Consider the following 13,233-nt stretch of genomic DNA (forward strand, 5'->3'; position numbering starts at 1 on the left):
ATCTGCGAACGGCTTCCCGACGAAACTCCTCGGTGTAGGCCTGGGTCTTCTTGCGGCTCATGGAGCACCTCCGTGCTAGGGGCTACCCTAACTATAGAAGGTGTCTACTGTTCGTGGGTAACTCGGACTCATAACGCTGAGGTAACCGGCGCCGGAGCGAAGCGGAGGGAACCAAAAGCGCCACGCTTTTGGCGTCCGGTTGACCGTTTTGTTAGTGATTTTGAGATTAGGGCGCGGCCTTTCTCTCACCAAAGATATAGCCCGCCGCCAACAGCGAAAGCTCTTTCAGATGGTTCAAAATCTGCTCGGCTGCTAGCCCCTTATCCTCGCTATACATAAGGTAAACCAATGCAGTCGCGAACAATGCGACGAAGATCAAGACTGACAAAAACAGAATAGCAGTGGAAGAGTTTCTAGGTTGATCAGACATACACACCTCAACCGTTGCTAAAGCAACTTGAGATGCGATGTCAGGGTCTGGCCGCACTCACAGAATGGGTCATCGCGAAACAAGATATTTGCGGAGGCTTTCGCCACCGGGCTCAAAGGCCCGTGAGCCTATTATACCAATTAATTGAACAGGCGACAGGATCACTAACGCCGCCAGCATGCGCGGCTACGAAGTGGAGGCGAAGCCGCAATGTAGTAGGCGTCGCCGTGACTGGCCTTGTTACACCCCATCGAATTGGCTTTGAACAATGAAGAAGATGGGCATCAGAAGAACGAACGCGACACAGACCGCTGGATACAATGCCCGACCCACCAATGACGAGAAGGTAGGCTTTGTGTTCAAGACCACACCGGGAAGTTCATCTGAAACCCAAACATCCATCTCGGCACCAACCTCCAATTCTTCGTCGGGAGTGTAGGGTGGAGGCGCTATAAAGTGTATAGGACCCCTGCCTTCAATTCTGATTCCCAACTGAACCAACCGGTCCAGACGAGCGCGATGATTCTGCTCAACCAATGCCAAGGTTTGTCGGGCCCCAAACAATGGTTTCAGCTTAGAAAAACGCACCAGTGAGATCAGCAAAAAGATCGCTGATACCGCTATTACATAGTAAACGACGAACTCACTTGTATTCATGCGGTGTAACAGTTGTATATGAGTCTTAATGATCACTTTTCCACTGACTCATATCTCAATTCAACAATCCTCCAAAACTAGGCAGAAAATCCAGCCTCGTCAATTAGTTCCGTGCACTAAGCCTTTAAAACCACAATGCAAAAACGATCATTGCGACTACTATCCCGAATTTCGGAATCAACTGTAAGCATATGAATTCATGAGTTAATTTACTCATAAACAAAGTTGTGCCCAGTTCATGGTCGCAATGACCGTTTTTCCATTCATTTTCCGGCGCGGTCTACCACTCCAACTGCGCCCCGGTCTGATACTCAATCACCCGCGTCTCAAAGAAGTTCTTCTCCTTACGCATGGTGGCCTGCTCGTCGAGCCAGGGCGAGACGTTCTTTGCTCCCGGGAACGGCTCTTCCAGGCCTACCGTTCTGGCCCGGCGGTTGGCCACGAAGCGGAACTGTTCGCTGTGGTACTCGGCGGAGTAGCCCAGGATCGGGTCCCGCAGGATGTAGTTGGCATAGGCGGTTTCCGCGGCTTCGGATTCGTCCCACATGTCGCGCACGGCTTTCGGATCCAGGGTGATGTTTTCCTCTTCGAGGATCTGGTTCACCACTTTCAGGCCGAAGGAGAAATGCATGGCTTCGTCCCGCAGGATGTACTGCAGCTGTTCGCCGGTGCCGCGCATCAGGCCGCGGCGCTGCAGGGCGAAGATTGGGCTGAAGCCGTTGTAGAACCAGGCACCTTCGAACACCGCGGCAAAGAACAGGTAGGACATGATGAATTCCTGCAGGTCGTCCTTGTTGCGCAGGTTCATGTCGGAACGCATGGCGGCGTCCAGGCGGCGGTTGGCCATCTGGATCTTGCCGTTGATGGCGGGCACCACGCGGTAGCGGTTGTAGATTTCGCTCTGGTCCAGGTTGAGAGTTTCGATGCAGTGCTGGTAGGCCCAGGTGTGCATGGCTTCCTCGTACACCTGGCGGGCCTGGTAGATCTGCAGTTCCGGCGCGCTCATTTTCTCCATCACCGCCAGGCCGATGTTGCGCATGGCGAGGATGTCGGAGGTGGTGAGGTACGCCAGCACGTTTTCGTACACGTGCTTCTCCGGTTCAGTCAGGCGGTGGTGGTAGTCGTGGACGTCCTGGGCCATGTTGACGTCCAGCGGGGTCCAGTGGTTCTTGTTGGCGTTCATGAAGTACTCCCAGGCCCAGGGGTACTTGAACGGCGCCAACTGGTTGATGTCGGTTTCGCCGTTAATAACGCGTTTGTCGTCAACGTTGACGGGGGCCGGGCCCTCGGCGGTGGCCGGCCTGGTTTGGGTGTTTGGTTCGTCGTCCCAGTTGAGCATGATGGATCTCCGGAATTATTGGCAGGCTTCGCAGTCGGGCTCGTCGATGCTGCATACCTGGGGTTGCGGCGCGGCGACGGGGGCGGTTTTTTCGGCGCCGGTGGCGCCCAGGGAACGCAGGTAGTAGGTGGTTTTCAGGCCGCGTTCCCAGGCCAGCTGGTACAGGGCATCCAGCTTCCTGCCGCTGGGTTCGGCCATGTACAGGTTGAGGCTCTGGGCCTGGTCGAGCCATTTCTGGCGCCTTGCTGCGGCTTCCACCAGCCATCTTGGATCAATCTCGAAAGCGGTGGCGTAGCGGGCTTTCAGCTCATTGGGTATGCGGTCGATCTGTTGCACGCTGCCGTCAAAGTATTTGAGGTCGTTGACCATCACGTTGTCCCACAGGCCTTCGGCCTTGAGGTCGCGGACCAGCGACGGATTGACCACGGTGAACTCGCCGGACAGGTTCGATTTCACAAACAGGTTCTGATACGCCGGTTCGATGGACTGGGACACTCCCACGATGTTGGAGATGGTCGCGGTGGGCGCGATGGCCATGACGTTGCTGTTGCGCATGCCGTTCTTCGCGATCAGTTCCCGCACCGGAGTCCAGTCCAGCCGGGCGTTGGTGTTTACAGCCAGATCCCCTTCCCGGCGGGCCTCTTTCAGCAGGTTGATGGAGTCGATGGGCAGGGTGCCCTGGTGCCACAGGGAGCCTTCGTAGGTTTCATAGGCGCCTCGTTCGCCGGCCAGGGTGGCCGAGGCACGGATGGCAAAGTAGCTCAGCTGTTCCATGGCCACATCGGCAAATTCCACCGCTTCCGGGCTGGTGTACGGCAGGCCGAGTTGATAGAGCGCATCCTGGAAACCCATCAGGCCCAGGCCGACCGGCCGGTGTTTGAAGTTGGAGTTTCGCGCCTGGGGCACGGCGTAATAGTTGATGTCGATAACGTTATCGAGCATGCGCACGGCAGTGGACACGGTTTGTTCCAGCCGTTGTACGTCCAGCTCGCCATCGCGGATATGGGCCGCCAGGTTCACCGAGCCCAGGTTGCACACGGCGATTTCGTCGGCACTGGTGTTTAGGGTGGTTTCGGTGCACAGGTTGGAGCTGTGCACCACGCCCTGATGCTGTTGCGGAGAACGCAGGTTGCACGGGTCCTTGAAGGTGATCCACGGGTGGCCGGTCTCAAACAGCACGGTAAGCATCTTGCGCCAGAGCTGTTTGGCAGAGATCTTCTTGAACAGTTTGATCCTGCCCTGCTCCGCCAGCGCCTCGTAGTGCTCGTAGCGCTCACGGAAGGCGTTGCCGTACAGGTCGTGCAGGTCCGGCACATCGCTGGGTGAGAACAGTGTCCATTCGCCGTCTTCGCGCATGCGCTCGATCAGCAGGTCCGGCACCCAGTTGGCGGTGTTCATGTCGTGGGTGCGGCGGCGCTCGTCACCCGTGTTCTTGCGCAGTTCCAGGAACTCCTCGATGTCCAGGTGCCAGCTTTCCAGGTAAGCGCACACCGCGCCCTTGCGCTTGCCGCCCTGGTTCACCGCCACCGCGGTATCGTTGACCACCTTCAGAAATGGCACCACGCCCTGACTCTGGCCGTTGGTGCCCTTGATGTGGGAGCCCAGTGCCCGCACCGGAGTCCAGTCATTGCCCAGGCCACCAGCCCATTTGGAGAGCATGGCGTTGTCGCGGATGGCGCCGTAGATGCCTTCCAGGTCGTCACCCACGGTGGTGAGGTAGCAGGAGGACAGCTGAGAATGGCGGGTGCCGCTGTTGAACAGCGTCGGTGTGGATGCCATGTAGTCGAAGGACGACAGCAGGTTGTAGAACTCGATGGCGCGTTCGTTGGGGTTATCTTCCCGCAGTGCCAGGCCCATGGCCACGCGCATGAAGAACACCTGGGGCAGTTCCAGGCGGGCGCCGTTCCAGTGCAGGAAGTAACGGTCGTACAGGGTCTGCAGGCCGAGGAAGCCGAATTGCAGATCCTGTTCCGGCTTGATGGCGGCGCCCAGTCGCTCCAGATCGAAAGTGGCCAGGGCCTCGTCCAGCAATTCGTACTGGATGCCGGCGTCGATAAAGGCGCTCAGGGCCTGGGGATAAATCTCCGCCAGCGGCAGGCTGCGAGGCAGCTCCAGAGCTGTGGCGGTTTCCAGCCGCAGCTGTTCCAGCAACAGCCGAGCAGTTACCGCACTGTAGTCCGGTTCCTGTTCGATGCGACCACGGGCGGTCATTACCAGCGCTGACAGCACGTCTTCCTCGCCGATGCCGTCATAGAGATTGCGCAGCGCGTCTTCCACCAGGGACTCGCCATTGATCCCTTCCAGCCCGGCAGCGGCCTGTTCCACCTGAAGTTTCATCAGGCCCAGGTCCAGCGGCACGGTGTCGCCATTGGCCTGTTTCACGGTCAGGTGCGGGTGCGCTTCCATCGGCGCGTGGCGTGCGCGTTCGCGGGCGTGTTCTTCCCGGTACAGTACGTAGGCGCGGGCGACTTTCTGCTCTTCGGCCCGCATCAGTGCCAGTTCCACCTGGTCCTGGATGTCTTCGATATGCACTTTGCCACCGGCTTTCAGGCGCCGGCTGATGGCGTGTATCACCTGCTCGGTGACCCGCTGCACGGCATCGTGAATGTGCGCCGAGCCGGCGGCTTTATCGCCTTCCACTGCCAGGAAGGCCTTGGTGACGGCGACGCTGATTTTCGCCGGATTGAATCCAACGAGGGTGCCGTTGCGTTTAATTACCTGAAGGGAAGCGGTATCGTCTGGTTGGGATGCGTCGGCCGGGGTGTGGGCCGCAGTGGCGGTGGACATGTCGGTTCTCCTGAATACGCGTGGTTTGCATGTCCTTCGCGTAGGCAGAGAATCGGGTACAGAGCGCCATCTATCCCCTCTCCCCTGGCGGGAGAGGGCCAGGGAGAGGGGAGGAATGAGTTCGGATCCGACCTGCTCACCTTGAACGCGAAGGTGCAGTTGTTTTCCCTGGCAGGTCTTCGGACTCAGGGGCGTGAACCGTGTGGTTCGGCCTTGCGTGGCGACTTCCCGGCAAGGAGCCCCTGGTTACCTCCTGAGTCGCCTCTGGCTTTCAGAGCGATTCAGGAGGTAACCAGGGGCTCCTTGCCAGTGTCATGGTGCCACGCTCGTTCCCCAATACCGCTGCGCGTCAGTTCCGGAGTCTCACCGGATTCCCGATACCGTTGTAGTGTTTACAAAATAAACACTATATCTGGTATATGACCAAGGATATGAGCACTATATACACGAAATGCCACGGCAACAAGGCACTTTTCAGGACTGCCGTGGTCAACGACACAGGCCAAGGGTTCATCAAAGGACGTTGAATATGAGAAAGCCGAATTCACTGAAAACCCTGTTTCTGGGGGCGGCATTGCTGCTCGCCAGCGGGGCTCTCGTAGCAGACACCACCATCAAGCCGTTCTCGCAAATGGCCAACCTGGACGATGGCTGGGAGCCGCTGGAATTTCCGAAAATCGATCGCCACACAACCTACAGCCTGATTGAGGAAGACGGTACCCAGGTAATTGAAGCGCAAACCAGCAACAGTGCCTCGGGCCTGATTGCCCGCCTGAATGTGGCGCCCGGGGATTCGCTGATCCTGCGATGGAAGTGGAAGGTATCCAACACGTTTGAAAAAGGGGATGCCCGCAAGAAGTCCGGGGACGACTACCCTGCCCGCATCTATGTGGCGTTCGAGTTCGAACCGGACAAGGCCGGCTGGTTCGAGCGTGCCAAGCGCAAGACCGTGGAAGCCCTGTTTGGCGAAGAGCTACCGGGCAATGCCATCAACTACATCTGGGCCAACCAGCTTGCGAAGGGGGAAACCGTGGCCAACCCTTACGCCGAGGAAACCATGATGATTGCGGTCACCTCTGGTGAGGATAAGGTCGGGGAATGGGTCACCGTGGAGCGGGATATCGTGGCCGATTACCGGGCGGCGTTCGGCGAGGAGCCGCCACGTCTGAGAGGCGTGGCCATCATGTCAGACTCAGACAATACCGGGGAGTCAGCCACCGCCTGGTACGGTGACCTCAAGCTGAACCCGTGAATTAACGCGGGAGGTCTTCCGGGAAACCGGGAATGATGAAATAGCCCTGCTCGAACTCCCGCGCGGGGGGCACCTCGCCGCGTTCAGCGAGCCGTTGATAGGCGTCATCAAATTCTTCCCGCAGGATGCTGGCTCTCGGATTGGCCAGGGAATAGAGCCAGGCACCATGACGTGTGCGTACTTCGGAGTGTCTCAGAACCCGGTCCGAGGGTTGGTTCAGAATATCGAGTACCGGCTGTCGGTAATCGAGCAGATAATCCCCCCGCTGACGTTTCAGCATATCAACGCCGGCCCGATGATTAGGTGCTTCGGTGATATGAACATCTTCCCGGGATTGCAGTTTCTGCAGCAAACCACCGTAGGTATAGCCACTGATGACAATCACTGTCTTTCCCCGGAGGTCATCTAAGTGGGTCAGCGGTGGTGTACCATCCACATGCCAGGCACTGAGTTGCACAGGGATCGGTCTTACCCAGCTTTCCAGGACCTCTTCCCTGAGAGACGGGATAGCGGTCAAACCCGGCCAGACATCAATCTCTCCGGTTTTCATGTAGAGGTAGATTCGCCCCACCGGCAAGTAGAGAAAGTCCGGTGTGTAGCCGGCTTCTTCGGCCACCTTGCGTGTCAGTTCGATAAACAGCCCGGCTGCCTCGCCATCGGCGTCGCGGTACTCAATGGGGGGGAATTCAGCATAAGCGATCCGCAGCACAGGGCGGCTGTCGTCTGCCTGGACTCCCCCCGTCACCATCAGGGCAACCCCCACCACCAAGGTGGCCATTACCCTCCCCATAACTAACCGGCACCACTGTCTGCCCATAGAGATCATCACTTTCAAGGTGCATTCCCTGAAGATTAACAGACCCGACCAGCTATGTACGATAACCAGTGCTCCTAGCGCAGAATCACCAGGGGCTTTCTCGCCGTTTTCAGCATATTGGTCGTGGTGCTGCCCACCAGGAACTGGCGAATCCGGGAATGGCCATAAGCCCCCATCACCAACAGATCAACGTCGTGCTCTTCCTGGTAGGCATGCAGGGTTTTCTCCACATCGCCGGCACGAATGGCCAGGTGCACTTCGCAGCCCAGGTCCGCCAACATGCGCTCGGCCTTCTTCAGTTGTTCCCAGCGGTCGTTGGTGTCCGGACCGATCATCACCAGATGCAGGGGAAAACCCTTGAACACCGGGCTGTTGGCCAACAGCTCTACACCTTTGAAGGCGGTCTCGGAACCGTCGAACGCCAGCATCGCACTGCGGGGCTCCGAGTAGTCATCCGGCACCAGCATGATCGGACGGTGCACACTGCGGATCACCGTTTCCAGCTGACTGCCAATGTGCACATCGCGCTCGGTGCTGGTTTCCCCGTGCAGGCCCATCACCAGCAGGCGGGTTTCGTTTTCAATGGCCAGCAGGGAGTCGGTCAGGTCACCGTGGCGCTGGCGCTTGATCACATCCTCAACACCGTGGGATTTCACCCGCTCCTCCGCGGCGTTAAGCATGTGGTGCCCCTGCTCCAGAGCCAGCTTACTGCGCTTCTGGTCCAGCTCCGCCAACTCCTCCATCAGGTGTTCCCGACTACCCAGGCCGATGTTGCCTGCAAGATCGGTTTCAGCCGGATACCGTTCCTGATCCAGAACGTGGAACAGGGTCAGCGGAGCTCCCATACGCTGGCTGGCCCATGCCGCATAGTCACACACGGCCGATGCCGCTCTGGAACCATCGATACATCCTACGATCCGGGTCATGGTTACCTCACTACCTTGGTTCGGGTTCTTGTTGTCATTATGCGGGTTTGTATCGGCACCGCCTTGAGAAAGATCAGTAGTCATATCAGTGCCCCATCAGCTGGTCAACAGCATCCGGCTTGTCGTGTACGCCGAATCGGTCAACGATAGTGGCGCTGGCCTCATTGAGGCCGATGACCTCGACATCCGCGCCTTCACGCCGGAACTTGATCACCACCTTGTCGAGGGCGCCTACAGCGGTAATGTCCCAGAAGTGAGCGCGGCTGAGATCGATCACCACCCTGTCCACCGCTTCCTTGAAGTCGAACGAGGCGGTGAATTTCTCGGACGAGCTGAAGAAGACCTGACCCACCACACGATAGGTACGGGTTTCACTGGCTTCATCCAGATCGGAGCTGACAATCATGAAGTGGCCGATCTTGTTGGCAAAGAACAGCGCCGCCAGCAGTACGCCAGCGAGCACACCAAACGCCAGGTTATGGGTCGCAACCACGACAATCACCGTCACCACCATCACGATGTTGGTGGACAGCGGATGTTCCTTCAGGTTGCGGATGGAATCCCAGGAGAAGGTACCGATGGACACCATGATCATCACCGCCACCAGCGCCGCCATTGGAATCTGCACCAGCCAGGCATCCAGCACCAGTACCATTACCAGCAGGAAAACGCCGGCAGTCAGCGTGGACAAACGGCCACGACCACCCGATTTGACGTTGATAATGGACTGACCAATCATCGCGCAGCCGGCCATGCCACCCAGCAGGCCGGAACCGATGTTGGCGATGCCCTGGCCCTTGCACTCGCGGTTGCGGTCGCTGGTGGTATCGGTGAGATCGTCCACGATGGTGGCGGTCATCATCGACTCCAGCAGGCCGACCACGGCCAGTGCCACGGAATACGGCAGGATAATCATCAGCGTTTCCAGATTCAGCGGCACATCGGGCCACAGGAAGATGGGCAGAGTATCCGGCAGCTCGCCCATATCCCCCACCGTGCGGATGTCCAGGTTGAGGTACATTGCCACTGCGGTCAGGCCAACAATACAGATCAACGGAGACGGCAGGATTTTCCCCACCACCGGAACCAGCGGGAACAGGTAGATAATACCCAGACCGGCGGCGGTCATGGCATAGACATGCCAGGTGACGTTGGTCAGCTCCGGCAACTGAGCCATGAAGATCAGGATCGCAAGGGCGTTGACGAAGCCGGTCACCACCGAGCGGGAAACGAAGCGCATCAGCCCGCCCAGCTTCAGGTAGCCGGCGCCGATCTGCAATACGCCAGTCAGCAGGGTCGCGGCCAGCAGGTATTCCAGGCCGTGTTCTTTCACCAGGGTCACCATCAGCAATGCCATGGCGCCGGTAGCGGCGGAGATCATGCCCGGGCGGCCGCCCACAAACGCGATGATAACGGCAATACAGAAGGAAGCGTACAGACCAACCTTTGGGTCCACACCCGCAATGATGGAAAAGGCGATGGCCTCGGGAATCAGCGCCAGCGCCACCACGATGCCTGCCAGCAGATCACCGCGCACGTTAGAGAGCCAATTGTCTTTCAACGATTTGATCATAGAAGTATCCGGTTAATTCAAGACGATAAAACGACGGCATCCCCGCCCGGCCCAAAGCCCGGCGGGGAGTATAAAGCCGCAATGTTCAGATGTGGTTAATGACCATGAACAGGCCGACGGCGCCCATAACGATGGTGTACGGGAAAGCCATAATCACCATCCGGCCGTAGGAAAGCCGGACCAGGGGCGCGATGGCGGAAGTCAGCAGGAACAGGAACGCGGCCTGTCCGTTGGGGGTTGCCACACTCGGCAGGTTGGTGCCGGTGTTGATGGCAATAGCCAGGGTCTGGAAGTGATCGTAGCTGATGCTACCGGCATCCAGTGCCTGCTTGATCTCGCTGATATAGACGGTGGCAACGAAGACGTTGTCACTGATCATCGACAGCAGGCCGTTGGCGATAAAGAACATGCCCGGTTGCTGCTCCACCGGCAGTGACAGGACATACTCGATAATGGGTTTGAACAGGTGCTGTTCGTGGATCACCGCCACGATGGCGAAGAACACCACCAGCAACGAGGTGAACGGCAGGGATTCCTGGAACGCCTTGCCGATCTGGTGCTCATCGGTGATACCGGTGAACGAAGTAATCAGGATGATCACCAGCAGGCCGATCAGTCCGACTTCCGCGAGATGGAACGCCAGCCCCACCACCAGGATCAGCGCCGCCAGCGCCTGAATCCACAGGGCCGCCTGATCTGCCTTGGTGCGCTTGTTGCGCTCGTTATCGGCAAACTCTTCCAGCACGCGCCGTACCGGTTTCGGCAGGCGGCCGCCATAGCCAAACCAGCGCAGCTTCTCCAGCAGCCAGCAGGTGGTCAGGCCGGCAAACAGCACCGGAATACTCACCGGCGCCATGTGCAGGAAGAAGCTGGCAAAATCCCAGCCCACCACCTTGGCAATCAGCAGATTCTGGGGCTCACCCACCATGGTGGCCACGCCCCCCAGGGCGGTCCCGATCGCCCCGTGCATCAACAGGCTGCGCAGGAAGGCGCGGAAGTTTTCCAGATCTTCCCTATGCAGTTCGATCACGTCGTCATCGCTGTTGGCGTTGTGATCCTTGTGCTGGTAGCCCTTACCGGATGCCACCTTGTGGTACACCGAGAAAAAGCCGACCGCCACACTGATGATGACCGCCGTGACCGTCAGCGCATCCAGGAACGCCGACAGCAACGCAGCAGCACTGCAGAACAGCAGCGACAGCGCCGATTTGGACCGGACCCCCACCAGAATCTGGGTGAAGGTCACCAGCAGCAGCTCCTTCATGAAGTAGATGCCGGCCACCATGAACATCAGCAACAGGATAACGGGAAAGTTAGTGAGTACTTCCATATACACTGCGTCGGGCGTGGTAAGGCCAATCAGCAGAGCTTCCACGGCCAGCAGGCCACCGGGCAACAGCGGATAGCACTTCAACGCCATCGCCAGGGTAAAGATGAACTCACCGATCAACAGCCAGCCGGTGACACCGGGACCAAAGACATACAGCGAGATGGGGTTGATAGCCAGAAACAGCAGGATGACCTGCTTGTACCAGACAGGAGCCTTGCCGAGAAAGTTGTGGGTAAAACCCGAGATGACCGAAGTAGGCATTACAAAAATCTTCTGAGTGATCGGACGATAGCCATAATGCGACAGGGAAGCCGCATCTTCCTTGATATTTGTGTACCGGTCAGTCACCCACTGGTGGTAAAAATCACCGCCATTGGTCGTAGTTAACCAGCACAGATCAGCCCAACGCTAGGGCGGAGTGATCATCAGAACGTTTTTTTCGGGGGCGGGCATGGAACAGGTTTCCGGGTGCGCGTGTTGTTTTGGGGCGCGAATAGTACCAGAAAACAGGTGAAAGAGTAAGCGACAAGAGAGCCCTGAGTGTCAGGGCCCGTTTGACGATGCCATCTCGACCGAATCCGCGAGCATCTCGGCGGTGATCGCCGACAGGGTCCAGCCCAGATGACCGTGACCGGTGTTGTAAAACACCGTAGGCAGGCGACCCGCCCCGACTCGCGGCATCATATTGGGCAGCATGGGCCGCAGCCCCGCCCACGGCACCACACGTCGGGTACAGACCCCCGGGAAACACTGCTCGACCCAGCGGGTAAGCGGCTTGATCCGGTCATCCCGGATATCGCGATTGTAGCCACTGAATTCCGCGGTACCCGCAACACGGAAGCGGCCATCACCGAGCCGGCTGGTAACGATTTTGGTGGCATCGTCCAGCAGGCTGACGGTGGGCGCTGATTTGCGGGAGTCCTCGTCATCGAGCTCAACGGTGATGGAGTAGCCTTTGACCGGATAGATGTTGACCCGGTCCCCCAGCTTCGCCGCCAATGCCCGGCTACCCACGCCGGCACAGATGACCACGCCATCAAACGTATCCCGGTTTTGCTGCTCCCCATCATCGGCGGTCACCCAGGCGTGGTTCTGGTCCGCGCTCAGTTCGGTGACCGTGTGTCCGTAGCAGGTCCTGACCCCAAGGCGCAGGATTGCCTCGGCCAGACCGTTGGTGAACTTGTGGATATCGCCGGTGGAGTCGCTCTCGGTATAGAAACCGCCGTAATAGGTACCCGCCAGCGTGGGTTCAATCGCGCGCATTTCCTCCGGAGTCACCGCCCGGCGCTCCAGGCCACCGGCAGCCAGCAGTTTCGAGACGTTGGCAGCATGGTCGAAGCCCGCCTTGTCGCGATAGATGTGCAGAATGCCCTGTTTCTTCAGGTCGAAATCGATGCCTTCTTCCTGAGCCCAATTAAACAGATGCTCACGAGCGGCTATCGCCAGACGGGCGGTTTCAGTGGTGTTCTTTTCGTACTGGGGAATCGCAGCGATGAACTCGGCAAACCAGCTCAGTTTGTGCCAGGAAGGCTTGGGATTGACCAGCAGCGGCGCATCGCGGCGGGACATCCACTTGATGCCCTTGATGACCGTCTGCCAGTTATTCCAGACCTCCGCATTGGAGGCGGACAGCTGGCCCCCGTTGGCGAATGAGGTTTCCATCGCCGCGTAACGGTGCTTTTCGTATACGGTCACATCCAGGCCGCGTTTGGCCAAGGTGTAAGCTGTGGTGATACCGGTGATACCACCACCAATAACTGCAATCTTCTTCATGGCACGCTTCATCACACTCTCCAGGGCACTTTCCGGGACGCGTCCAGGGTTACCTTCCTACCCAGAGCGGTAGAAAGCACCCCTTCCGTCACGGAACCTGAGAGATTCACGCACCGTTTCAGTGAAACCGGCGGTTTGCTCCTTCGGTGTGCCGACTGACGCAGTCGTCGACAGCTCTTCGGAAAGTCTTCATGTCAGCGGTCCTTTTGCCTGAGAGTTTCCGGGGCAGTTGCTCCTTCGGCGCTGATCACACGATTGTGCGACTCAGTCTCTCCCGCTGACACATCTCTTCTGTCACTAAAAACAGACTGCCATAGAAAGTAGCAAATAACTCGGCATTACAACAACT

At 58.3% G+C, this 13,233-nt stretch carries 9 protein-coding genes and 2 riboswitches; of the genes, 1 reads left to right on the forward strand and 8 read right to left on the reverse strand.

From position 1 onward, the window contains the following. Nucleotides 1-226 precede the first annotated feature (226 nt). The 3 genes from Q0Y21_RS14825 to Q0Y21_RS14835 all read right to left on the reverse strand — a co-directional run bounded on the left by Q0Y21_RS14825 (nucleotide 227) and on the right by Q0Y21_RS14835 (nucleotide 5,213). A complete protein-coding gene (locus tag Q0Y21_RS14825) occupies nucleotides 227-430 on the reverse strand; it encodes a hypothetical protein (protein WP_297797178.1) in 204 nt (67 codons plus the stop codon). Nucleotides 431-1,367: 937 nt separating this feature from the next. Continuing rightward, a complete protein-coding gene (locus Q0Y21_RS14830) occupies nucleotides 1,368-2,426 on the reverse strand; it encodes a ribonucleotide-diphosphate reductase subunit beta (RefSeq protein ID WP_297797181.1) in 1,059 nt (352 codons plus the stop codon). A gap of 15 nt (nucleotides 2,427-2,441) precedes the next feature. Beyond that, the gene (locus tag Q0Y21_RS14835; RefSeq protein WP_297797185.1) at nucleotides 2,442-5,213 is read right to left on the reverse strand and encodes a ribonucleoside-diphosphate reductase subunit alpha; all 2,772 of its coding nucleotides are present in this window, start codon (nucleotides 5,211-5,213) and stop codon (nucleotides 2,442-2,444) included. Nucleotides 5,214-5,365: 152 nt separating this feature from the next. Beyond that, nucleotides 5,366-5,639, reverse strand: a riboswitch (cobalamin riboswitch). 103 nt (nucleotides 5,640-5,742) lie between these two features. On the opposite strand from Q0Y21_RS14835, the gene Q0Y21_RS14840 reads away from it, so the two are divergent. Continuing rightward, on the forward strand, nucleotides 5,743-6,465 hold the full coding sequence (locus tag Q0Y21_RS14840) for a DUF3047 domain-containing protein (RefSeq protein ID WP_297797188.1): 723 nt from the start codon (nucleotides 5,743-5,745) through the stop codon (nucleotides 6,463-6,465). 1 nt (nucleotide 6,466) lies between these two features. Here Q0Y21_RS14840 and Q0Y21_RS14845 read toward each other — a convergent pair whose 3' ends face one another. From Q0Y21_RS14845 to Q0Y21_RS14865, 5 genes are all read right to left on the reverse strand, one after another. Next, nucleotides 6,467-7,243 carry a transporter substrate-binding domain-containing protein gene (locus Q0Y21_RS14845; RefSeq protein WP_297797191.1) on the reverse strand — a complete coding sequence of 259 codons (777 nt, stop codon included), beginning with the start codon at nucleotides 7,241-7,243 and terminating at the stop codon, nucleotides 6,467-6,469. A gap of 113 nt (nucleotides 7,244-7,356) precedes the next feature. Next, nucleotides 7,357-8,208, reverse strand: a complete 852-nt coding sequence (locus Q0Y21_RS14850; protein ID WP_297797195.1) for a universal stress protein — start codon at nucleotides 8,206-8,208, stop codon at nucleotides 7,357-7,359. A gap of 85 nt (nucleotides 8,209-8,293) precedes the next feature. After that, on the reverse strand, nucleotides 8,294-9,781 hold the full coding sequence (locus Q0Y21_RS14855) for a SulP family inorganic anion transporter (protein WP_297797197.1): 1,488 nt from the start codon (nucleotides 9,779-9,781) through the stop codon (nucleotides 8,294-8,296). Nucleotides 9,782-9,866: 85 nt separating this feature from the next. After that, a complete protein-coding gene (gene nhaB / locus Q0Y21_RS14860; protein WP_297797200.1) occupies nucleotides 9,867-11,372 on the reverse strand; it encodes a sodium/proton antiporter NhaB in 1,506 nt (501 codons plus the stop codon). Nucleotides 11,373-11,654: 282 nt separating this feature from the next. Further along, on the reverse strand, nucleotides 11,655-12,884 hold the full coding sequence (locus tag Q0Y21_RS14865) for a D-amino acid dehydrogenase (RefSeq protein WP_297797203.1): 1,230 nt from the start codon (nucleotides 12,882-12,884) through the stop codon (nucleotides 11,655-11,657). A gap of 188 nt (nucleotides 12,885-13,072) precedes the next feature. Beyond that, nucleotides 13,073-13,171, reverse strand: a riboswitch (glycine riboswitch). Between the last annotated feature and the right edge of the window lie 62 nt (nucleotides 13,172-13,233).

It is taken from the genome of uncultured Marinobacter sp., assembly GCF_947259545.1.
GTDB lineage: Bacteria > Pseudomonadota > Gammaproteobacteria > Pseudomonadales > Oleiphilaceae > Marinobacter.

Coding starts and splice junctions, on each gene's coding strand:
- Q0Y21_RS14825 (WP_297797178.1), bottom strand. CDS start 430: ATGTCTGATCAACCTAGAAACTCTTCCACTGCTATTCTGTTTTTGTCA.
- Q0Y21_RS14830 (WP_297797181.1), bottom strand. CDS start 2,426: ATGCTCAACTGGGACGACGAACCAAACACCCAAACCAGGCCGGCCACC.
- Q0Y21_RS14835 (WP_297797185.1), bottom strand. CDS start 5,213: ATGTCCACCGCCACTGCGGCCCACACCCCGGCCGACGCATCCCAACCA.
- Q0Y21_RS14840 (WP_297797188.1), top strand. CDS start 5,743: ATGAGAAAGCCGAATTCACTGAAAACCCTGTTTCTGGGGGCGGCATTG.
- Q0Y21_RS14845 (WP_297797191.1), bottom strand. CDS start 7,243: ATGGCCACCTTGGTGGTGGGGGTTGCCCTGATGGTGACGGGGGGAGTC.
- Q0Y21_RS14850 (WP_297797195.1), bottom strand. CDS start 8,208: ATGACCCGGATCGTAGGATGTATCGATGGTTCCAGAGCGGCATCGGCC.
- Q0Y21_RS14855 (WP_297797197.1), bottom strand. CDS start 9,781: ATGATCAAATCGTTGAAAGACAATTGGCTCTCTAACGTGCGCGGTGAT.
- nhaB (WP_297797200.1), bottom strand. CDS start 11,372: ATGCCTACTTCGGTCATCTCGGGTTTTACCCACAACTTTCTCGGCAAG.
- Q0Y21_RS14865 (WP_297797203.1), bottom strand. CDS start 12,884: ATGAAGAAGATTGCAGTTATTGGTGGTGGTATCACCGGTATCACCACA.